A 21,747-nucleotide genomic window follows, 5' to 3' on the forward strand; every position below is an offset into this window, starting at 1 on the left:
TAAATTCAAATGCTTATCACTTGAGCTATTTAGCAGGAGTGTCAACGCTCCTGCTTGTATATGGTAAGCGCGAGGACACTTACCTCAATTGGGGTTCAAGCGAAAGGCGTCTAAACCTGCGGGAGAAATAAATCCGAAATCGAAATTCCGAAATCCGATATCAAACTGCTTCTTTGCTTTGGTGCAATATTGTCGTAATTTCGGCGCTTAACACTATACCATAATAACGTGCTAAGCATCCTTAAAAAAGAAATAGTATCCTACCTGAGTTCGCTGGTGGCTTATGTAATCATAGGTGTATTTTTACTGGTGCTGGGCTTGTTTTTGTGGGTGTTCCCTGATTCAAGTATCCTGGAGTACGGTTACGCCGGGCTCGAAAGCCTGTTCACCACCGCGCCTTACCTGTTCATGTTCCTGATCCCGGCAATTACCATGCGCTCCCTTGCCGAAGAACGTAAAGAGGGAACCTTTGAATTATTGTTCACCCGCCCATTAAGGGATTGGGAGATAGTACTGGGCAAATACTTTGCCTGTTTACTCATTGTGCTTTTTGCATTGCTGCCCACGCTGGTTTATTATTATTCGGTAAGTTCATTGGGCATGCCGCAAGGCAATATCGATACCGGGGCTGTTATCGGTTCATACATCGGGTTATTTTTATTGGGCAGTGTTTTTGTAGGGATAGGCATGTTTGCATCATCTATCACCAAAAATCAGATCATCGCCTTTACCATAGCTGTTTTCCTGTGTTTCTTTTTTTACAGCGGCTTTGATTCACTAAGCCAACTGTTGTCATTGCAAGATCTTGGTCTGCAAAATTTAGGGATTACCCAGCATTATGAATCGGTAAGCCGCGGTGTTCTGGATACCCGGGATCTGGCATACTTTATCATTACTGCCGGTATTTTTATCTGGCTTACGCTATTTGTATTGGCAAGGCAGCGCCAAAGGGGTATGGGCGGCATCATCACGATCAGCCTTTTGGGTGTTTTGTTTTTCCTGGGGATCTTATCTGCCTTAACATTTACCCGTTTTGATTTTACTGCCGAAAAGCGTTATACCATATCGCCCATTAGCAGGCAGATCATCGATAAGCTGCCGAAAAAGGTAAAAGTGGTAGTTTATTTACAGGGCGATAACCTACCGGGGGGCTTTAAACGCTTACAGAGCGCTACCCGCGATATGCTGAGCGATTTGCAAGCCTACAGCCATGGTAAGATCCAGTTTGAGTTTCGTGACCCGCTAAAGGGCCTGAATAACGATCAGCAGAATGAGGTGATCCAGAATATGGCCGCCGAAGGTGTTGAACCAACCAACCTGAGTGTTAAAACCGATAACGGGGTAACGCAAAAGCTCATCTTTCCGTCGGCACTGGTATCGGCAGATGGTAAGGATATCCCGGTAAAGCTATTGTTAAGCCGTATTGGTCTCTCGCCCGATGAGGTACTGAATAACTCTATCCAAAATCTGGAGTATGCTTTTTCATCGGCTATAAAGAAAGCTGTTAGCGGAGGACGACCGCAAATAGGTTTTACCGAAGGGCACCATGAACTAACCGACCTGCAACTAAACGATGCCATGAAAACCCTTGCCGATGGCTTCCAGGTAGGCCGGGTTGATCTGAATGCTATCTCCTTTGCCGATCTGCAAAAAATCAAGCTACTGGTGGTTGCCAAACCCGATCAAAAATTCAGCGAGATAGAGAAATTTAAACTCGACCAATATATCATGCACGGAGGCCGGGTACTATGGACGATAGACCAGGTAAGCGCCGAACTCGATAGTCTTCGCGGGCATGGCGGCGAGCAGCTGGCATTCCCCAAACAGCTTAACCTGGACGATCAGCTTTTCCGTTATGGGATCCGTATCAATTACGACCTGATTGCTGATATGAACTGCTCGCAAATTCCCATCAGTACCGGCAATGTCGGCGGACAGGCGCAGATTCAGATGCTGCCATGGCTGTATTACCCGGTATTTATTCCGCTAAGCAAACACCCGGTGGTGAAAAATTTGGATGGTATCAGCAGCGAGTTTGCAAGCACTATTGATATCCTCGATATCAAAAATGTAAACAAAACGGTGTTGCTAACTTCATCGCTCTATAATAAAAAGCTAACAGCCCCACATATATTATCATTGCAGGCTTTGGAGCAGGAACCAAATCCAAAAGATTTTCAAAGCACACCTAAAATAACCGGGGTACTGCTGGAAGGCAGTTTTGTGAGCGACTGGCAAAACCGCCCGCTGCCCGAGGGCCTTAAAGAACAGGTTGCTATACAGCAGCAAAGTGTGCCCACTAAAATGATAGTGATAAGTGACGGCGATATTTTCAAAAACCAGGTAGGCAGCGATGGCTCGCCTTATCCCTTAGGATACGATCATTATACACACCAAACCTACGGCAATAAAAACCTGCTGCTTAACATAGCCGATTACATGACCGACGATTCGGGACTGATGGCCCTGCGTACCAAAGAGATCAAGATCCGCCTGCTTGCCCGGGCGCGTATTCGCAGCGAAAAAATGTACTGGCAGTTGGTTAATACCATTGCACCGCTGGTTTTAGTGTTAATATGTGCTATTTTTCAACATTATTTACGCAGGCAAAAGTATGCCCGTTAAATTTTCTATTTTTGATAGATTAATTACAACCATATGAGATTTATTGTTTCTACCTCAACATTACTCAAACAACTGCAGGCGGTAAGCGGTGCGTTAAGCAGCAGTACTGTACTGCCGATACTGGAAAACTTTTTGTTCGAGATAAAGGATGGGAACTTGACCATTTCTGCTACCGACCTGCAAACCAGCATGACTACCTCTTTACCGGTTGAGGCTAAAGAGAACGGCAGGATTGCTATCCCGTCGCGTATATTGTTAGAGACCCTGAAATCATTACCTGAGCAGCCCGTTGCTTTTTCGGTTGATGATAAAACCTTCGCTATTGAAATCAACGCAGGCGATGGTAAATACAAACTAAGCGGCGAAAACGGCGAGGATTTTCCGAAAATCCCTGTTGTTGAAAACGCTTCATCAGTAAACCTGCCTGCTTCAGTTTTAGCCGAAGCTATCAACAAAACCATTTTTGCGGTAAGTAATGACGAGCTTCGCCCGGCTATGACGGGCGTTTACTGCCAGCTAACAACATCGGCCCTTACTTTTGTTGCTACCGATGCGCATAAATTGGTTCGTTACCGTCGTAAAGATGCAAAGGCTGCAAGCACCACATCATTCATCCTGCCTAAAAAAGCGTTAACCCTGCTTAAATCATCATTACCAAGCGATGATGTAAATGTATCTGTTGAGTATAACTCCACCAGTGCTTTCTTCAAGTTTGGCAATATTAACCTGGTATGTCGTCTAATTGACGAGCGTTACCCTGATTACGAGGCGGTTATCCCTCAAAATAATCCTAATAAATTAAATATCGACAGGCTCACCTTCCTGGGTTCGTTAAACCGTGTTGCCATCTACGCTAACAAAACTACCCACCAGGTAAGGCTTAAAATAAATGGCAGCGAGTTAAATATCTCTTCAGAAGATATCGACTTTGCTAACGAGGCCCACGAGCGTTTAAGCTGCCAATATGAAGGCGAGGATATGGAAATTGGCTTCAATGCAAGATTTTTAATAGAAATGTTGAAGAATTTAAGCTGCGAAGAAGTATCTTTGGAAATGTCGACTCCAAACCGTGCAGGTTTATTGTTGCCGCAGGGAGGAGATGAGAATGAAGACGTGCTGATGCTGGTTATGCCGGTGATGCTCAATAGCTATGCTTAAGTGTAAACTTAAATTATAAATCCAAAACTAAGTCCGGTAACATAAACCGGACTTTTTTTGTTCAACCCCCGATACCAAAAATTACAGTAAGCAGTTATAGCTTATAATTGTATATGAATATTAAGGTTAAAGCTTTATTGATTATTATAGCCATAACGGGCTACCTTACGTCCTGCAAAAAAAATAATGATAAGCCCGATGCGGTGGATTCGTCAACGTCATCGCTAAACGTTATTAATGCCACTTTTAATAATATTAATATTTATGTTAATGGTACAAGGATAAACAATACAACCACTTTTTATCCGGGGGGCACGCTTGGCTATATTTCGGTAAAGGCGGGTACGCAAAATTATTCGGTTAAGTTAGATGGGCCTAATAACCCTGATCCGTTGTTCAGTCTGCCCTTAACTTTGAGTAAAGATTCGGTATATTCATTTTTTGTAGCAGGTAATACGGCCGACCAGGTTTTCAAAACTACAGATGTATTGGTTGCTGATACCGGCAGTGCCCCGAAGGCAAAGATCAGGTTTGTTAATGCATCCCCAGATGCAGGTAACATAAGTGTACATTTTGAAGGTATAACAGCTGCGTTAGATACGGAGCAAGTAAAAGATCTTGGTTTCAAAACCACCTCGGCTTTTATGTTGGTAGCGCCCGGAGAGCATAATATGGCTTTGCATTCGGCTGCATTTCCAACTACTGTTGTCAGGGATACAGTGCTGCTAACAGGAGGCAAAGTATATACCTACTATGGTTATGGTAATAAAAGCGCAGGCCTGGCAACCGGCCTGTTCATCAATCAATAATTACATTAATGGCTAATAAAAATAAAAGCAAGGTACTGGTTTCGTTTTTTATAGCTGTGCTATGCGGCCTTTTCATCTGTGCTGTTTCTTCATGCGGTAAGGGGGGCAATGCGTCATCGGTAGGCCTTAATACCCAGTTCCAAATCGTTAATTTAAGTCCGGATATCCAGCCGGTATACCTTTATCAGCATTTTATCAGGTATAATACCACTACCTATACTTATCCAAACAGTTCGGGATATTTTTACCTTTCAACACTTGAACCGCCGTTACAGTTACGTACAGCTACCGCGGCGCCGGTTATTTTGCTGCAATTTGATACTACGCTTAAAGCCAACAGGAAATACACGATGTTTATAACCGGCTTCAGAAAGGATAGTTCGTTTGTCAGTTCATTTATTCTATCTGATAGTACCGGTTTGCCAACCATTGGGAAAGGAAAAGTGAGGTTTGTGCATACTTCACCTAATACATCAGCACTGGATCTGCGGGCTAATGACACCCTTGTTGTTAAAGGTACTACCTTTAATAAGGTATCTAAATACGTTGAACTTACTGCCGGTAATTATAACTTTACCATTACCACCACCCGAACACCTACAACAATTGAAACAACCCTGCAAAATGTAACAATACAGGATGGTCGCGCCTACACCATTTATACCAAAGGTATTGTTGGCAGCGCCGACTCATTGGCCTTTGGCGCGGGGGTACTTACTAATAATCTGCTCAGTAAGACACTTCAGTAGCTGCGTTTTGTTTAATATTTATATTTTTGGGCAAAATTTTAGCCTGTGGAAGTAATAAAAAGTATTATCGACTTTGTACTGCATATTGATAAGCACCTTGTGCAAATAACCAGTACTTACCAGGGATGGACCTATCTGATCCTTTTCCTGATCATTTTTGCCGAAACAGGTTTAGTTATCTTTCCTATTCTCCCCGGCGATTCACTGCTTTTTGCTGCAGGCGCCCTTATAGCCGGTGGTAATTCGGGCTTGGATATCTGGGTATTAGGTCTCATTTTAATTGCCGCTGCTTTTATTGGTAATACAGTAAATTATTTTGTTGGCAATTACCTCGGCGTTAAAGTATTTAAAGAAGAAAATAAGATCCTGAAACTGGAATACTACCTTAAAACTCGGGCTTTTTTTGATAAACATGGTGGTAAGGCCGTTATCTTCAGCAGGTTTATGCCTATCATCCGTACCATAGCACCTTTTGTGGCAGGAGTGGGTAAGATGCCTTTTTTACGTTACAGTCTTTATAACATTATTGGTGGGTCATCATGGATCGTTGTGTTCCTGTTTGCTGGCTACAAATTAGGGCAGGTAGAGATTATCGCCAAAAACTTCTCGTTGGTAGGGGTGATCATTATACTGGTATCGATATTGCCGCCGATTGTTGCGGCTATAAAAGGCCGTACTGTTAAAAATCCCGCTTAGGCATAAAACTATCTTTGATGTTTTTAATTGATGGCATCAAGGATCATAGTTCCCATCAGTTTTTCGCCTTTATAGGTTTCAGATTTAACGAAGCGGCCAAGTTTTGGGCTGTACCATTCCGTTACATGGAAGTTGAAAGGGATCCCTATACCCATCATTTTCATCTTGGTGGTGGCATCATAGCTTATTTTTAAACAATCAAAACTGCCCGCATTGGTGCTTATAGTTTCGGCTTGTTCAACCTTACGGTTTTTAATGTCCATTTGCAGGTTGGCCATTTGTGCGCCGCCACTCCCCATATCAATAGTTACCGAGCCATCATCTAAAGTTTGCCCGGCTTTCATATCAGTAGGATAAGTGAGGTATTTGGCTTCGCCGCTTACCTGCATATTGCCTTTCATATTAGCAGCCGGTACAAACGATTTCATATCTACCTTTATGGTATTACCGGTACATATCATTTCAGAATCGCCGTTGCCTATGGGTTTTCCATTTTTATCATTTATTTCGGCATGCACAGTAACGGTTGTTGCATCTTTTTTAGTGGTGGTATAAACGGCGGTCATCTGTTGTTTGCCTTTGGCATCCTGGCTTACGTAGGTGAGTTTTTTGCCATTAATATTGTTTACAAACTGGTTGCAATTTTGCGCGATAGCCGTTTTACAGCAAAGTATCATTAATAGGAAAAGTAATTTCTTCATAGCATATAATTTACTGTGGATGATTAATACTAAGTTGCAGAAAATGCAATGCGGAAACAATGTTGCTACTACCCGTTTTAGTTTCGGGTTTTACGTATTAGTGATTAATTACCAGTACTTTGCCCGCCCGATACATGGTTTCCTCTTGCCAAAGCTGGGTCTTTTGCTTGTTGCTTAACGGCTGCGCGATTAATTTATTCAGGTCTGGCTGTCCGGCATCAACCCAGGCCGAATACCAGAAACTGCCTACGGAAAGTATAGATGCCCGCATTTGCCTTGCCACCATACCCTTCAGCATTTTGTGATAAACCAGGCTATAGGTAGCAGAGTAATCATTGATCTGCTTTTTTCCGTGCTGAACCAGTTCGTATTTTTTTTCCTGCGGGTAGGTTTTGTTCAGGATGCGCTCAAAACGTAAAACTGTATCAACGCTTTTGTAAGTAGCCCTGCATATACCGAATGCTTCATTCAACGGGTTTTCAATGTATCGGGCTTTGCCGACATAGTAATTATAATGATCGGCAAATAACTCGGGCAGGCGGCTTTCCCAAAGGGAATGGATGCCGGTTTGCCCTGTAAGCTGGCCGTTGTAGTTTTGAGTTAGGTGCAGCGGTACGTGCGCATCGGCAATATAATGCCCTAAATAGGCAGATGCATTGAGGATGGCCGTTGTATCATGGGCTTTGAAAGCTCGTACCAGCCTGTAATACTGGTACTGAATGGTCCATGGAACAGTGCCATATTTAATGATGGTATCTTTTGAGTACTTGGCAACCGCATCCTTCCATTTTTTAGGCATAGCTTCAAAGGGCTTTTTACCATAACGGTCGGCATCAAAGAAATGGCGTGGCGCTTCGGATGAGTCAACATAGCGGCGTTTGTCGGCGCTGACGGCATGTTCGGTTATATAATCGATATTGCACCTGTAAAAATCCGCCATGGCATTAGGTAGCGTGAAAACTGCCAACCTGTTAATACGGTAATGCGCAAAGAATCCCCATGATGAGCATAACATGATTAAACAAATTCCTGTTATGCTTAAAATGATACGGCGGTTCATAGGGGTAAAGATGGGTCTAAGTTTTGAAGATTGAAATAATACTTTAATATTTTTTGTACATTTGATTGTACATTAAGAAGTACAAATATGAAAGTACTAACAATTTCTTCTTTACGAAGTAAAATGAAATCTTATTTTGATGTGGTTAGTAATAATCAGGATGTTATTGTTGTACCAAGGAATAATAACGACGAGGATGCAGTTGTAATTATGTCTATAAAAGAGTATAACTCATTAACTGAAACCGGGCACTTGCTATCAACCGCCGCTAATTCCAGGCGACTCGAAGAATCAATAGATCAATTGAAATCAGGAAAGACCATCACCTATGATTTTGATTCCGGTAAATAAATTATGATTACTGAGTTTACACAGCATGGCTGGAACGATTTTGAGTACTGGTTGGAGAATGACCTCGAGGTTGTTGAAAAAATCAGGGAGCTAATTAAGTCAATTAAGCAGACTCCGTTTAAGGGTTTAGGAAAACCCGAACCATTAAGACATAGTTTAAAGGGGTATTGGTCAAGAAGGATAACGGGTGAACACAGGCTTGTTTACCAGGTATCGGGCACAAAAGGTGATGATCAGAGGTGCTCAATCGTACAATGCCGGTTTCATTATGGTGAATAATGATGATGCTTACAAAATTATACTTCCCCCTCAGCTGGCCAATTATCTTTAGTTGTCACTATAATTTACCTGAATAAACTTTCGTGTCGTAATTAATAACGATAACGCCATCTTGCTGAAACTTATCAAAAAGCACCTGCAAGTCGTCGATCATTGGTTGGTAGCCTATATCTTCCCGCGCAGGCATATACGATGACGAAAGCAGCCTGCCTTTCAATCCTTCAAAATCAAATACCTGCTTATTGGCAAACACTTCGAGGTGAACTGGGGCAGAGTTAAAGAACGCAGCTATATGTTCAGTATCGATGTTGCGGTGATCAACCTTTACATAATCACGGGCATGTTTTACGATGAGTTTATCGTATTCCTGTTCAAAGGCCGAGGTTGTTTTTCTTTCATTCCAGATGAGGGCAACAATGCCATCCGGTTTCAGGATCCTTTTAAATTCAGCACAGGTTTTTACGGCATCAAACCAATGAAAAGCCTGTCCGGCTATAATAGCATTAATGCTATTACTCTCGATGCCGGTATTTTCTGCAGTGCCGTTTCGGGGGATAAAACCGTTATATGAACCGAGTAACTCGATAGCTTTTTCGCGCATCTCCAAATTTGGTTCAACAGCAATCGCCCGGTAACCCTTTTTTAGGAACAGTTCGGTAGAGATCCCTGTACCGGCACCAATATCAGCAATAAGCTTATCCTGTGTTAAGCCGTAAGCGTCATGTAAAAACTTAACAATTTCGTCGGGGTAGCCGGGACGGTATTTTACATAATCTTCAACCCGGTTGCTGAACCTGGTGGTGCTGCTGGTAATCATAAATGCAATAGTTTTAATTAATAGTAACGCTGCAAAAATCATTGTGTTGTATAAACACTTCGTGAATGCAGGGTTAACAGGTTGTTAATTTGAAGAGCCTGCAAGCCCTAAGGGTTCAGGTAATCAATCACATTATCAATCTAATCATCCTAAAATATAAATCAAAAAACCACTTGCATATTAAATTTAATCGCTCTATATTTGCAGTCCTTAAAATAAGTAGAAAAGAATAACAAGCTATACGAGATGGCAAATCATAAATCATCATTAAAAAGAATCAGGGCAAATGCTGCGAAGCGTCTGCGCAACAGGTACCAGGCTAAAACAACCAGGAACGCTATTAAGAAATTAAGAAACACTACTACCAAAGCTGATGCTTCTGCACTGTTGGGTAAAGTGATTTCAATGCTTGACCGTTTAGCTAAAAAGAACGTTATTCACAAAAACAAAGCTTCGAACAATAAATCAAAGCTTACTAAATTTGTTAACGGCTTAAGCTAATCTTAGCTATTAAAATATACCAAAGGGGATAGTGTACCAACGCTGTCCCTTTTTTTGTTTGGCGCTTTTTCATACTTTAATGCCGTGGAAAACTATGAAAGCAAGATCAGTATTAAATCATGGGCTGAGGAAGACCGCCCGCGTGAAAAACTTAGCGGACAAGGGCGCCGCGCCCTTACCGACGCCGAGCTGATCGCCATTCTTATCGGCTCGGGCAGTCGCACCGAAACCGCGGTTGAACTAAGCAAGCGCATCCTGCGCCATTATGATAACGACCTGAATAAGCTTGGCAAGGCTTCCATAGTCGAACTGTCCAGGTTTAAAGGGATAGGGGAAGCCAAAGCTATATCTATTATTGCAGCGCTGGAGATCGGTCGCCGTCGTAATGAATTTGAATCGGGCGCCATTGAAGTGATCACGTCAAGCAGGGATGGTTACAATATCATGCGCCGCCATTTGATGGACCTGAACCACGAGGAGTTCTGGATCATACTATTAGGCCGTTCCAACAAAGTATTGGGAAAGGAGCTGATCAGTAAGGGAGGTTTGTCGGCTACGGTGTGCGACCCTAAGATCATTTTTTACTCGGCCCTGCAATACCAGGCCAGCGGGCTCATACTGGTGCATAACCACCCATCGGGTAACCTGAAACCCAGCAACGAGGATATCCAGCTCACAAAAAAAATAAGCGCCGCCGGCAGGATGCTGGACATGGGTGTGTTTGATCATTTAATTATTACCGATGCCGGCTACTTAAGTTTGGCCGATGAAGGGTTGATGTGAGATTGATTTTGGATTTCGGATGTTCGATTTCGGATTTTCTTTTAAAGGAATTGTTTAAGTAAATTCTAAATCCAAATAAATCCGAAATCCCAAATCCGACATCCGAAATCTTTATATCTTTGCCGATTATCATTTCGGACTAATGAAAATATCTTATAACTGGCTTAAAGAATTTATTGATACTGATAAAACGCCCCAGGAAATTTCTATCATTCTTACCGGTACCGGTTTGGAAGTTGAAAGCCTGGAAAAGGTACAGGCTGTTCCAGGCGGACTGGAAGGCCTGGTGATTGGTTATGTAAAGGAATGTGCTGATCATGCCAATTCTGATCACCTGCATGTTACCAAAGTTGATGTTGGCGGTGCGGAAGATCTGCAGATTGTTTGCGGAGCCGCTAACGTTGCTGCGGGGCAAAAAGTGGTAGTTGCCGTGGTAGGTACTACAGTTTACCCAACCGGCGGAGAGCCTTTTGCTATCAAAAAATCAAAGATCAGGGGCGAAGAATCTCATGGAATGATCTGTGCTGAGGATGAGATAGGTTTAGGAACCAGCCACGCTGGTATTATGGTATTGCCGGAGGATGCTCCTGTAGGTACTCCTGCTAAAGAATACTTTAAGCTGAACGACGATTACATGTACGAGATAGGCTTAACCCCTAACCGTGCCGATGCGGCTTCGCATTTGGGTACGGCAAGGGATATTGCCGCTTTCCTGAAAATTGGTATCAATAAGCCCGATGTAAGTACATTTAAAGTTGATGATACAAGCCGTACTATTAAGGTTATTGTAGAGAATGAGCAGGCCTCGCCGCGTTATTCGGGCTTAACCATTAGCGGTGTTGATGTTAAGGAATCGCCACAATGGCTAAAGGAGCGTTTGGCTGTTATTGGCGTGCGTGCTATCAATAACATTGTGGACGTTACCAACTATGTACTGCATGAGCTTGGTCAGCCCTTACATGCTTTTGATGCCGATGAAATAACCGGTGATAAAGTACTGGTGAAAAACTATGCTGAAGGCACTATATTTAAAACTTTGGATGATGTTGACAGGAAACTATCTGCCGACGACCTGATGATAGGTAATGCTGAAGAGCCTATGTGTATAGCAGGCGTATTCGGCGGTGCAAAATCAGGTGTTAAGGAATCAACCAAAAATATTTTCCTGGAGAGCGCTTACTTCAACCCGGTATCTGTTCGTAAAACTTCAAAAAGGCATGGTTTAAAAACCGATGCTTCATTCAGGTTTGAGCGTGGTACCGATCCAGACATGACCGTTTTTGCATTGAAACGTGCTGCATTGTTGATTCAGCAGGTGGCAGGTGGTGAGATATCGTCAGAAATCTCCGATCATTACCCAGCACCGGTTGCTCCCTTTGCTGTGGAAATCACTTACAATACCATTGATAAGCTGATTGGTAAAAAGATTGGCCATGATGAGATCAAAGGTATTATCACGGCGCTTGATATCAAGATAGTGAATGAAACTGCGGATTCATTATCGTTACAAGTGCCTCCATACCGCGTGGATGTAACCCGCGATGTGGATGTGGTTGAAGAGATCCTGAGGATCTATGGTTATAACAACATCGAGATCCCTACACAGATCAGGGCATCCCTAAATAACTCTACCCGCCCGGAGAAAGATACTGTTCAAAACCAGTTATCTGATTTGCTGAGCGCGAATGGTTTTAACGAGATCCTGGCTAATTCACTCACTAAATCTGCTTATTCAGATAACCTGGATACTGCTGTTAAGATCCTGAACCCACTGAGCAGCGATCTGGATGTAATGCGTCAAACCCTCCTGTATTCTGGTTTGGAAGCTGTCGCTTATAACCAAAACCGCCGTAGCTCGGATTTGAAATTTTACGAGTTTGGAAAGGTGTACAGTGTTAAAGATGATAAGTACATTGAAACCCAGCGTTTCAGTATTTTCATCACCGGTGCTAATACTGCCGAGCAATGGAACCAGAAATCAAAACCGGTATCATTCTATAATATCAAGGCTGTGGTTGATGGTGTTTTGCAGCGCCTGAACATCAGTAACTTTACAGTTGAGGATGCAACGTGTAAAAAAATGTCGTTTGGCATTCAATACATGTTGAATGGTAAGCAATTGGTGAAATTTGGGTCGGTAGCTGCAGCTTCTTTAAAAAAGGCGGATGTTGACAAAGAGGTATTTTATGCTGATTTTAATTTCGACCTTGTGCTGGCAGCTATCCGTAAAAATAAGATCGTTTACCAGGAGGTTTCAAAATTTCCGGCAGTAAGACGCGATCTTTCTATGTTAATAGACCAAAGCGTATCATTCGGTCAGTTAAAGCAAATTGCACTGCGCACCGAGCGTAAATTGCTGAAGGAAGTTGATGTGTTTGATGTTTACCAGGGCGATAAGCTGCCTGCGGGTAAAAAGTCATATGCTTTAAGCTTTATCATCCAGGATCTGGAAAAAACGTTAACAGATAAGGCAATTGATTCTATTATGCAGAAATTAATTTATAATTTAGGAAAAGAAGCCGGAGCGGAGATCAGAAAATAAGGAGTGAATTAGTGAATGACTGAATTAGTGAGTTAATCAGTAGGTTTGTAATTACCGATTACTTAATAATTGAAAATAATTCGCTAAATCACTAATTCAATAAGTCACTAATTAAAAACATGGCCTCATTAGCAGAGCAGTTAAATAAAATTGTAGATAAAACCGAGCGCCTGATTGAACTGTGCGCTGCTTTGCAGGAGGAAAATGACCTTTTAAAACTGGAAAGTGAGGCGCTTACAGTAGCGCTTAACGCCAGTAAGGCCAAAACAAAAGAACTGGAAGAAAAATTAAAAGTTGTTAAAGTTGCCAAGTCTTTTTCTGAAACAAATGAAAAAAGTGTTGACATTAAGCAAAAAATTAACGACTTTGTGCAGGAAATAGATAAGTGTATTGTATTATTGAAAAAATAGTACAAAAAGTGAAAAGCTCAAATGGGAGAAATCTCAATAAAAATAAATATTGCTGACCGTGTTTACCCCTTAAAGGTTAACATGGAGGAAGAAGAAATAATACGCAGGGCGGCTAAGCTGATCAACGACCGGATAAAAGAATATCAGGAAAATTATGCGGTTAGGGATAAGCAGGATTTACTTTCAATGTGTGTGCTGCATTACGCAACATCATCATTGAAGGCAGAAAAGAAAGTTACCGTTGAGGATACAGAGGTGACTGAAAAAGTTTATCATTTAGATCATTTGTTGACCGAATTTTTTTCGAAGTAATAAACGTTCTTTACATAAATATACAAGAGCACATTAAGATTTAACCGCAGTTAAATTTTAGGTTTCACTATTAAAAACTTAACGCTTCAATATTAAGCGGATCAAGAGGCATGCGTTAGTTGCGATTAACGTTAACCAACCCATGGTCCCCAATATCCGGAATGAGGTTTTAAATACATGATACTTAAAAATTAGTTGCGGTTTTTTTATTTACATACATATATAACACCACCAAACCTAAAATGGACATATTACTATACGTCATCATCGGCCTGCTGGCAGGCGCCATCATTGGCGTGCTCATAGGTCGCTTCTTATTATTAAAGCTTTTTAAAGACCAGGAAACATCGGCTCAGAATAAAGTGAAAAAGATCTTAAAAGACGCTGAAAATAATGCCGAGATCCTGAAGAAAAACAAATTGCTTGAAGCCAAGGAAAAGTTTTTGCAGATGAAAGCTGAACATGAGCAGGAAGTAAACAATAAAAACAATGCTGTTAACCAGCGCGAAAATAGCGTGAAGCAAAAAGAGCAATCATTAAATCAGCGCCTGGAAAATGTTAACCGCAAGGAGAGCGAACTTGATAACACCCGCAAAAATCTTGAAAAACAAACTGAAATAGTTGTTAAAAAGCAAGATGAGGTAGAGCACCTTAAAAACCAGCACATTCAACAGTTGGAAACCATTGCCGGCCTATCAGCCGATGATGCTAAAAACCAACTGGTTGATACCCTGCGCGAGGAAGCCCGTACCAAAGCTATGATCCAGATCAAAGATATTGTTGACGAGGCCAAGCTTACCGCTACCAAAGAGGCAAAGAAAATCGTGATCCAAACTATCCAGCGTACTGCTACCGAAAGTGCGATTGAGAATACAGTGTCTATTTTCAATATTGAAAATGACGAAATCAAGGGCCGTATCATTGGCCGTGAGGGGCGCAATATTCGTGCACTGGAAGCCGCAACAGGTATCGAAATCATTGTTGATGATACCCCCGAGGCTATCATCCTTTCGGGTTTTGATCCGGTAAGGCGCGAGATAGCCCGTTTGGCAATGCACCGTTTGGTTACCGACGGTCGTATCCACCCGGCACGTATTGAAGAGGTAGTTGCCAAAACCAAAAAGCAGATAGAAGAAGAAATTGTTGAGATAGGTGAGCGTACTGTAATTGATTTAGGTATTCATGGTTTACACCCCGAACTGATCAGGATGGTTGGCCGTATGCGTTACCGTTCATCTTACGGGCAAAACCTGTTGCAGCACTCGCGTGAGGTCGCCAATTTCTGCGCAACCATGGCTGCCGAGCTTGGCTTGAATGTTAAAATGGCTAAACGTGCAGGCTTACTGCATGATATTGGTAAAGTACCTGATGACAACCCTGAACTGCCACACGCTATTTTGGGTATGCAACTGGCCGAAAAATATAAGGAACACCCTGAAGTTTGTAACGCCATTGGTGCTCACCACGACGAAATTGAGATGACCTCAATGTTATCTCCGATAATCCAGGCTTGTGATGCTATATCAGGCGCACGTCCGGGTGCACGCCGCGAGGTTGTTGAAAGCTACATTAAACGTTTGAAAGAATTGGAAGAACTGGCATTGTCATATCCGGGCGTTGAAAAAACATTCGCTATACAGGCCGGCCGTGAGTTACGCGTTGTGGTAGAAAGCGAAAAGATCAGCGACGCGCAATCAGAAGTTTTGGCTGCTGATATTTCAAACCGGATCCAGACAGAAATGACTTATCCTGGTCAAATTAAAGTTACGGTCATCAGGGAAACCCGTTCGGTAGCATTTGCCAAGTAATTATTATAAAATTAAACGAAACCCTTTCGGCACAAAACCGAAGGGGTTTTTTATTTTTACAGCGTGGCAGCAAAAGCAAATACCAAACAGAAGGCAGCAGTTAAAGCTACTGCAAATATTGATGAACGCCTTGTTGATCGTTATTTCAGGGAATATGAAGAAGCTCACCAGGATAGGGTTAAAAAGATCATACACTGTATCTGTATCCCAACTTTGGCGTTTAGTCTCTTTGGATTGATCTGGGCTATTCCTTTTCCTCATTTAGGATTTTTAGGAGCCTACAATGGCTATTTTAATTGGGCTTCCTTTGTTATAGCTATTGCCATCTACTTCTATTTAAAGCTGTCGCCAATTATATCTTACTTCATCTTATTTATTTTATTGGGGTTTAGTTATGGTATAATGGAGCTTGTAGCATGGCAGCAAGCGGGAGGAATGCCAATGTATCTCATTTGTGTGATAATTTTTGTTCCGTCGCTCGCTGTTTTGAGGGTTGGGGAAAGAAGGGAAAGGAAAAATCCTAAAACTTATATGGATATCAAATCATTAGTTATAGCGCCTGCTTACTTACTGAATCAATTGCTTAATAAGTTGAGAATCAAAAATTGATTTTAATTATTTGCGTATTAAGTATTTGTTAAAATGCTCATTCCTATTGCTCTTTAAATGCTATATAACAAGGACATTTTTTAGCTGTAGCGAACATCATTATGTAATTTATCCCCGATAGTGGATAAATAAAAACTTAATATTTCGGCGCATTAGATTTTTTATTTTATTGATAATCAACATTTTTTGATTGGCTTTCGGGCGTCTGTGTCAGGTAAAAAAGAAATCATTAAGTAGTTGTTAATATAATAATCTGATGTTAATGTAGAATTAACATTGGTAGGGCAATTTTGTGCAATAAAAATTCACAAATGAAAAAGCTCTACTTTATTATTTTAACACTAATAATTATTGGGGTTGGAAGCGTTGCAAACGCTCAGATCACCACCTCGGTACTTACCGGTAAAGTTACAGATCAAAAAGGTACCACTCTTCCGGGGGTAACCATTACTGTACTTAATACCAGCACAGGTACCAGGTACGGTGCGCAAACCAACGGCGACGGCCGTTTCTCGGTTAACAACATTAACCCGGGCGGCCCTTACACGGTAACCGCTACTTTTATCGGTTATAAAAAAGACGAAAAAAGCGATCTTACCCTTCAGTTAGGGAATGCTACTTTAAACTTTGTATTGCAGGATGAAACTACAACCCTGCAGGAAGTTAAAGTGAAAGCATCTGCTGGTCCGGCTAAAACAGGTGCAAGTACCCGCATTGGTCAAAACCAAATCCGTACTGCTCCCTCAATTAACCGCAGCTTGCAGGATTTAACCAGGAATACCCCTCAAAGTAACAATAACTCATTCCAGGGTACCAACTACCGTTACAATAACGTAACGCTTGACGGTGCTATCAATAACGACGCGATCGGTTTCAGCCCATCATTAGGCGGTCAGAACAATGCATCAGGCCAGGTAGGCAGCAGTACCCGTACAAGCCCTATTTCTCTTGACGCTATCCAGGATATCCAAGTTTATGTTGCCCCTTATGATATCAAAATCGGTAACGTATTAGGTGGTAGTATCAATGCTGTAACCCGTAGCGGTACAAATGATTTTAGCGGTGCAGTTTATGGTTACGGCCGTGGCTCGTTCATGGTAGGACCAAACAACGCCAAAGCTGCTTTAGGTGGCGACGGATCAAAACTGAACGATTTTCATGATTACCAGGCCGGTATCCGTTTAGGTTTCCCTATTATTAAAAACAAATTATTCTTCTTCACTAACGAAGAAATTGCCCGCAGGCAGGATCCTGTTATCCGCGGTTTAGATCACAACGGCGCTTCTAATATACTAAGTCAGGCCGATGGTGATAAATTAGTTACTGCTTTTAAAACATTTACAGGCGGTTTGGATCCGGGTACTTATAACAATACTACCATATTCTCTAACTCAAACAAGTTCTTTAACCGTTTGGATTGGAATATTGATGATCACAACCAGTTAACTATCCGTAACAATACTATTAGCTCAAAAGCTACTAACTTAGAGCGCGATCAGCAAAACTTCCGTTTCAGCGGTATTGATTATACTTCACATAACAACTCAACTTCAACCGTTGCCGAGTTAAAATCAAGATTTAACGGTAACCTGAGCAATAGCCTGGTTCTTGGCTATTCAGCCGTTCACGATTACCGTGATCCTAACTCAAATCCGGCATTACCACAAATCGAAATTACTGGCCGTTCTCCTGGTACTACTATCTTTATGGGTACTGACCGCGAGGCTGCTATTTTTGATATGCACCAAAAAACCGCTGAGTTTACTGATAATTTAACTTGGGTTAAAGGTAAGCATACCTTCACTTTCGGTACACACAACGAATTTTATAACATTACTTATAATTTTGTTAATGCGTGGAACGGTCGTATTGCTTATAATAGCATTGAGGATTTTGTTAATAATTTGCCTGCACGTGTACGTACTAACTTTAATTACACGAATAACACACGTGATTATATCTTAGCAAATCCATCAGCCAAGTTTAAAGTTAACCTGTTTAGCTTATATGGTCAGGATGAGATTCAGTTAAGTGATAATTTCAAATTAACCGTTGCTTTACGTGCTGATTATGCAAATGTGCCAAACAAACAACCATTGAGTGATAAAACAACTAACGCTCCGGTTGATCCAAATTACGGTACCACTTTTACTTATACCAAACCTAAAGATATTAAACAAAATTACCTTGGTAACATTGAGTGGAACCCGCGTGTATCATTTAACTATGATGCAAATGGCGATCAAAGCGTTATTTTACGCGGTGGTAGCGGCTTCTTTACCGGTCGTGTTCCGTTTGCATGGTTTGGTTATGCATTTTATAATAACGGCGCTACTTATGGTGCTTATGATAAAAAATCATCTGCCGGTCCATTTACAGCAGGTACCAATCCGATACAAGCACCTTCAAATGGTGGCTTAAACTTTGTTAATCAGCAAGGTGGTGTTAATACCAGCGCTTCTGGTGCTACTCAGGTGGATATGATCGACAACAACTTCAAAATGCCACAGGTTTGGAGAAGTAGCTTAGCAGTTGATTATACTACTGATAACCAGTGGAAATTTACAGCTGAAGGTATTTATACTAAGGTTATTCATGACTTGAAGTTCCAACAGGTAAATACCAAGGATAGTGTAACTTATTATCCTTATGATACCCAACACCTGCAGCCTATATTTATTAATAAAGGGATCAACTCAAAATATACCAACGCCTATTTATTATCAAATACCAGCGAAGGGTACCGTTACAGTGCAACAGTACAGGTAGCTAAGTTTACTCAATTTGATCCGCAGAATGCATTAAACTTTTCAGTTGCCTATACCTACGGTCACTCTAAAGATGTTACCAATGGTATCCGTAACTCAATGGAGTCGAACTGGCAATTGAACCAGGCTTTGAATCCTAACAATCCGGGTTTAGCCAATTCAAACTTTGATATCCGTCATCGTATCGTATCAAACGTGAACTTTAAACATGATTGGGATGCCGGGCACAACTATACAGCTAACTTCACTTTCTTCTTTAGCGCGCAAAGCGGTAACCCATATACCTGGGATACCTATCCAAACGCTATCGACGGAACAGGTCAGCAATTAAGCTTGGCTTACATTCCAACCAGAGATGAGGCAGCTAAGATGATTGTTGATCAGGTGAAAAATGGTGTGGTAGTACAAACTGCTGCACAACAGTTAGCTGCGTTTAATGCGTATGTTGATGCCGACAAATATTTAAGTTCACGTCGTGGTCAGTTTACTGAACGTAATGCTGCTTTTACACCTTGGAATAATCAATTAGACTTCCGCTTTACTCAAGACTTTAAATTTGGTAATGGTAAACACAAACAGATGATCACATTTACTTATGATATCATCAATCTTACCAATTTATTGAACAAGAGCTGGGGTCAATATTACTTTTCAGCAAACACATTCAACTCCTCAGCAAGTGTTGGTTTAACACCAGTAAGCAAACTGCCTGGAGCGTCCGGCGGCCCTGCTTTTGTTAAAGATGGTAACGTTGCATCTTATCCAACATACAACTTCAGCAACCCAGGTATACCATATTCTGTTGATTTGTTCGCTTCACGCTGGCAAATGCAGTTTGGTGTACGCTACAGCTGGTAATTGTAAAACAAAATACAGTTGAGATTAAACAAAACAGAAGCGCCCCCGATGTCATTGGGGGCGCTTCTGTTTTAATGGAAATTATTAGAAAAAAAGCGAAGCATATCATAATGCCCCGCTTTTTCTTTATAACTTTTAAAATTACGGCTACAGGTTTTTACCCAGTTTATCCAGTATATCCTGCGGTACCTTTTCAAGATCGAGCACCAGGAAACCATCCAGGCAATCGGCAAATTTAGGATCGATATTGAAGCTGATGATCTTAGCGTTAAGGGCAATGTACTGACGAAGCAGTACGGGAACTTTCATATTGCGGGTTTCCACCTCTGATATCAGGTTATCGAGTCCTTTAAAGCTGTCTTCACCGGCCATAAGCAGGTCGGTATCAATTTTGGCAAAATCAACCTTGAATTTTTTGCGCGGTTTAACATACTGCGCCATTTCATGGTCAAAGTGGTTGCGGTTAATATAATCGACAATAAGTGATTTGGAAAATTTTGAAAAGGAATTACTGATACTTACCGGGCCTATCAGGTAACGGTACCGCGGGTTATCTATCAGAAATTTCAGGATGCCTTTCCATAACAGGAATAGCGGTAAAGGTTTAGTTTGATATTCTTTGCGGATCCATGAGCGGCCCAGTTCGAGGCTGCGGCGTAACACCGGTATAAACTGCGTTTTAAGTTTAAACAGCTCATTTACGTAAAAGCCTTTTTTGCCTACGCTGTAAAATATCTCATCTCCCAAACCAATGCGGTAAGCACCTACAATTCGCTTAGCTTCAAAATCCCAGATGAACAGGTGATGATAGTAAATATCATACTCATCGAGGTCGATTGCTTTGTTGGTACCTTCGCCAACCTCGCGGAAAGTAATCTCGCGCAGTCTGCCTATTTCCCGTATCACATTGGGAATGGTTGACGTCGGAACGATGAACACCTCGTAGTTTTTCTCAGTCCAAACTTTGTAAGTTTCCCGTAGCGGCTCAATTTCTTTTTCAAGGATGGCGCTATCTATTTCAGGAGAAACCTCTTCGGCTTCGCGTTTGATCTTAAACAGGTTTCGTGGGCTGAAGATCTTTTTTTCCTCTTCCAGGCCGGTACCTAAAGCATAGGTACGTGCGCGCAAAAAGTTAAGGAGCTTGGTAGTGTTGGTATACTCCGGAATCTCTGTTACGTTAATGGGTTTACCTATCCGTAGTTTAATGGTATGCCCGTGTTTATTAAACAGCTCTGACGGTAGTTTGGCTGTGCGCAGGGTAGGGTGCAACAAGCTGAGCAGGTTAAACAACAAGCCGTTGTTACCATGAAAATAAATAGGAACCACCGGTACTTTTGCCTTAGCTATGATTTTGCCCACAACGGGGTGCCACATACGGTCGGTTACCTGTTTTTGCTCCACCTTAAAGGTTGATACCTCGCCGGCGGGGAAAATTCCTATGGGGGTGCCTTGGTTTAACAGCTCAAGGGTGTTTTTTAGGCCGCTTATGCTCGACGAATGTTCAACATTTTCAAAAGGGTTTACGGCTATGAAATAGTCGGCAAGGTTGGGGATTTTTTTAAGCAGGAAGTTGGCCATCAGCTTTGAATCGGGGCGGGCCATGCACAGGACCTTTAATAACACCATACCCTCAATACCTCCGTAAGGGTGATTGGCAATGGCTATAAATGCTCCGTCTTTAGGTATGTTACGGAGCTCACGCTCATCAAACTCAACATCAATACCGCAACCTTTTAATATGGCATCAACAAACTCAGGGCCCTGCTTGGGCTGTGCCTGGGCAAACAGGTCGTTAACCTGGTTTATTTTCATTAGCTCCATCAATAAAGCGGCCAGGCCCGGCATTTTCAACTTATCCAGTTTGGTGGCTTTGGCAAACTCTTCGGTGGTTATAACTTTCATTGTTTTTAA

19 protein-coding genes are annotated in these 21,747 nt (G+C 41.8%); 15 read left to right on the top strand and 4 right to left on the bottom strand.

The features are described 5' to 3' along the window. Positions 1-228 precede the first annotated feature (228 nt). From gldG to MusilaSJ_RS19555, 5 genes are all read left to right on the top strand, one after another. Positions 229-2,625 carry a gliding motility-associated ABC transporter substrate-binding protein GldG gene (gldG, locus tag MusilaSJ_RS19535; protein ID WP_342457014.1) on the top strand — a complete coding sequence of 799 codons (2,397 nt, stop codon included), beginning with the start codon at positions 229-231 and terminating at the stop codon, positions 2,623-2,625. 33 nt (positions 2,626-2,658) lie between these two features. Next, positions 2,659-3,783 carry a DNA polymerase III subunit beta gene (dnaN, locus tag MusilaSJ_RS19540; protein ID WP_274986535.1) on the top strand — a complete coding sequence of 375 codons (1,125 nt, stop codon included), beginning with the start codon at positions 2,659-2,661 and terminating at the stop codon, positions 3,781-3,783. Between the two features lie 113 nt (positions 3,784-3,896). Next, on the top strand, positions 3,897-4,592 hold the full coding sequence (locus MusilaSJ_RS19545; RefSeq protein ID WP_274986536.1) for a DUF4397 domain-containing protein: 696 nt from the start codon (positions 3,897-3,899) through the stop codon (positions 4,590-4,592). An 8-nt stretch (positions 4,593-4,600) separates the two neighbouring features. Further along, complete coding sequence (locus MusilaSJ_RS19550; protein ID WP_274986537.1) at positions 4,601-5,341, top strand: DUF4397 domain-containing protein; 741 nt, start codon at positions 4,601-4,603, stop codon at positions 5,339-5,341. A 45-nt stretch (positions 5,342-5,386) separates the two neighbouring features. Then, entirely contained in the window at positions 5,387-6,037 is a 651-nt protein-coding gene (locus tag MusilaSJ_RS19555) for a VTT domain-containing protein (RefSeq protein WP_274986538.1), read from the top strand. Positions 6,038-6,060: 23 nt separating this feature from the next. On the opposite strand, the gene MusilaSJ_RS19560 is transcribed toward MusilaSJ_RS19555, so the two are convergent. Continuing rightward, complete coding sequence (locus MusilaSJ_RS19560; RefSeq protein WP_274986539.1) at positions 6,061-6,738, bottom strand: TapB family protein; 678 nt, start codon at positions 6,736-6,738, stop codon at positions 6,061-6,063. Positions 6,739-6,835: 97 nt separating this feature from the next. Next, a complete protein-coding gene (locus MusilaSJ_RS19565) occupies positions 6,836-7,798 on the bottom strand; it encodes a zinc dependent phospholipase C family protein (RefSeq protein WP_274986540.1) in 963 nt (320 codons plus the stop codon). Positions 7,799-7,885: 87 nt separating this feature from the next. On the opposite strand from MusilaSJ_RS19565, the gene MusilaSJ_RS19570 reads away from it, so the two are divergent. Beyond that, the gene (locus MusilaSJ_RS19570; RefSeq protein ID WP_274986541.1) at positions 7,886-8,149 is read left to right on the top strand and encodes a type II toxin-antitoxin system Phd/YefM family antitoxin; all 264 of its coding nucleotides are present in this window, start codon (positions 7,886-7,888) and stop codon (positions 8,147-8,149) included. Between the two features lie 3 nt (positions 8,150-8,152). Beyond that, positions 8,153-8,428, top strand: coding sequence for a Txe/YoeB family addiction module toxin (locus tag MusilaSJ_RS19575; RefSeq protein ID WP_274986542.1), 276 nt, complete (start codon positions 8,153-8,155; stop codon positions 8,426-8,428). A 58-nt stretch (positions 8,429-8,486) separates the two neighbouring features. On the opposite strand, the gene MusilaSJ_RS19580 is transcribed toward MusilaSJ_RS19575, so the two are convergent. Then, a complete protein-coding gene (locus MusilaSJ_RS19580) occupies positions 8,487-9,245 on the bottom strand; it encodes a class I SAM-dependent methyltransferase (protein ID WP_274986543.1) in 759 nt (252 codons plus the stop codon). Between the two features lie 246 nt (positions 9,246-9,491). Between MusilaSJ_RS19580 and rpsT the strand changes: the two genes are divergently transcribed. The 8 genes from rpsT (at position 9,492) to MusilaSJ_RS19620 (ending at position 19,836) form a co-directional block, all read left to right on the top strand. Beyond that, complete coding sequence (gene rpsT / locus MusilaSJ_RS19585; protein ID WP_090529771.1) at positions 9,492-9,746, top strand: 30S ribosomal protein S20; 255 nt, start codon at positions 9,492-9,494, stop codon at positions 9,744-9,746. A gap of 84 nt (positions 9,747-9,830) precedes the next feature. Beyond that, positions 9,831-10,529, top strand: a complete 699-nt coding sequence (gene radC / locus MusilaSJ_RS19590; protein WP_274986544.1) for a RadC family protein — start codon at positions 9,831-9,833, stop codon at positions 10,527-10,529. 142 nt (positions 10,530-10,671) lie between these two features. Beyond that, entirely contained in the window at positions 10,672-13,071 is a 2,400-nt protein-coding gene (pheT, locus tag MusilaSJ_RS19595; RefSeq protein ID WP_274986545.1) for a phenylalanine--tRNA ligase subunit beta, read from the top strand. Positions 13,072-13,190: 119 nt separating this feature from the next. Beyond that, complete coding sequence (locus MusilaSJ_RS19600) at positions 13,191-13,481, top strand: hypothetical protein (RefSeq protein WP_090529765.1); 291 nt, start codon at positions 13,191-13,193, stop codon at positions 13,479-13,481. A 21-nt stretch (positions 13,482-13,502) separates the two neighbouring features. After that, on the top strand, positions 13,503-13,793 hold the full coding sequence (locus MusilaSJ_RS19605; protein WP_090529762.1) for a cell division protein ZapA: 291 nt from the start codon (positions 13,503-13,505) through the stop codon (positions 13,791-13,793). A 242-nt stretch (positions 13,794-14,035) separates the two neighbouring features. Continuing rightward, complete coding sequence (rny, locus tag MusilaSJ_RS19610) at positions 14,036-15,601, top strand: ribonuclease Y (protein ID WP_091173692.1); 1,566 nt, start codon at positions 14,036-14,038, stop codon at positions 15,599-15,601. Positions 15,602-15,664: 63 nt separating this feature from the next. Next, positions 15,665-16,210: an Mpo1-like protein gene (locus tag MusilaSJ_RS19615; RefSeq protein WP_274986546.1), complete on the top strand. Its 546-nt coding sequence runs from the start codon at positions 15,665-15,667 to the stop codon at positions 16,208-16,210. A gap of 311 nt (positions 16,211-16,521) precedes the next feature. Then, a complete protein-coding gene (locus MusilaSJ_RS19620) occupies positions 16,522-19,836 on the top strand; it encodes a TonB-dependent receptor (RefSeq protein WP_274986547.1) in 3,315 nt (1,104 codons plus the stop codon). Between the two features lie 147 nt (positions 19,837-19,983). Here MusilaSJ_RS19620 and MusilaSJ_RS19625 read toward each other — a convergent pair whose 3' ends face one another. Continuing rightward, positions 19,984-21,738, bottom strand: coding sequence for a bifunctional lysophospholipid acyltransferase family protein/GNAT family N-acetyltransferase (locus MusilaSJ_RS19625; protein WP_274986548.1), 1,755 nt, complete (start codon positions 21,736-21,738; stop codon positions 19,984-19,986). Positions 21,739-21,747: the final 9 nt, after the last annotated feature.

Origin of the sequence: Mucilaginibacter sp. SJ (genome assembly GCF_028993635.1) — a bacterium.
GTDB lineage: Bacteria > Bacteroidota > Bacteroidia > Sphingobacteriales > Sphingobacteriaceae > Mucilaginibacter.

Excerpts from the sequence above, each read along its gene's own strand:
- dnaN (WP_274986535.1), top strand. The coding sequence starts at position 2,659 with ATGAGATTTATTGTTTCTACCTCAACATTACTCAAACAACTGCAGGCG.
- MusilaSJ_RS19545 (WP_274986536.1), top strand. The coding sequence starts at position 3,897 with ATGAATATTAAGGTTAAAGCTTTATTGATTATTATAGCCATAACGGGC.
- MusilaSJ_RS19550 (WP_274986537.1), top strand. The coding sequence starts at position 4,601 with ATGGCTAATAAAAATAAAAGCAAGGTACTGGTTTCGTTTTTTATAGCT.
- MusilaSJ_RS19560 (WP_274986539.1), bottom strand. The coding sequence starts at position 6,738 with ATGAAGAAATTACTTTTCCTATTAATGATACTTTGCTGTAAAACGGCT.
- MusilaSJ_RS19565 (WP_274986540.1), bottom strand. The coding sequence starts at position 7,798 with ATGAACCGCCGTATCATTTTAAGCATAACAGGAATTTGTTTAATCATG.
- MusilaSJ_RS19570 (WP_274986541.1), top strand. The coding sequence starts at position 7,886 with ATGAAAGTACTAACAATTTCTTCTTTACGAAGTAAAATGAAATCTTAT.
- MusilaSJ_RS19575 (WP_274986542.1), top strand. The coding sequence starts at position 8,153 with ATGATTACTGAGTTTACACAGCATGGCTGGAACGATTTTGAGTACTGG.
- MusilaSJ_RS19580 (WP_274986543.1), bottom strand. The coding sequence starts at position 9,245 with ATGATTACCAGCAGCACCACCAGGTTCAGCAACCGGGTTGAAGATTAT.
- rpsT (WP_090529771.1), top strand. The coding sequence starts at position 9,492 with ATGGCAAATCATAAATCATCATTAAAAAGAATCAGGGCAAATGCTGCG.
- pheT (WP_274986545.1), top strand. The coding sequence starts at position 10,672 with ATGAAAATATCTTATAACTGGCTTAAAGAATTTATTGATACTGATAAA.
- MusilaSJ_RS19600 (WP_090529765.1), top strand. The coding sequence starts at position 13,191 with ATGGCCTCATTAGCAGAGCAGTTAAATAAAATTGTAGATAAAACCGAG.
- MusilaSJ_RS19605 (WP_090529762.1), top strand. The coding sequence starts at position 13,503 with ATGGGAGAAATCTCAATAAAAATAAATATTGCTGACCGTGTTTACCCC.
- rny (WP_091173692.1), top strand. The coding sequence starts at position 14,036 with ATGGACATATTACTATACGTCATCATCGGCCTGCTGGCAGGCGCCATC.
- MusilaSJ_RS19620 (WP_274986547.1), top strand. The coding sequence starts at position 16,522 with ATGAAAAAGCTCTACTTTATTATTTTAACACTAATAATTATTGGGGTT.
- MusilaSJ_RS19625 (WP_274986548.1), bottom strand. The coding sequence starts at position 21,738 with ATGAAAGTTATAACCACCGAAGAGTTTGCCAAAGCCACCAAACTGGAT.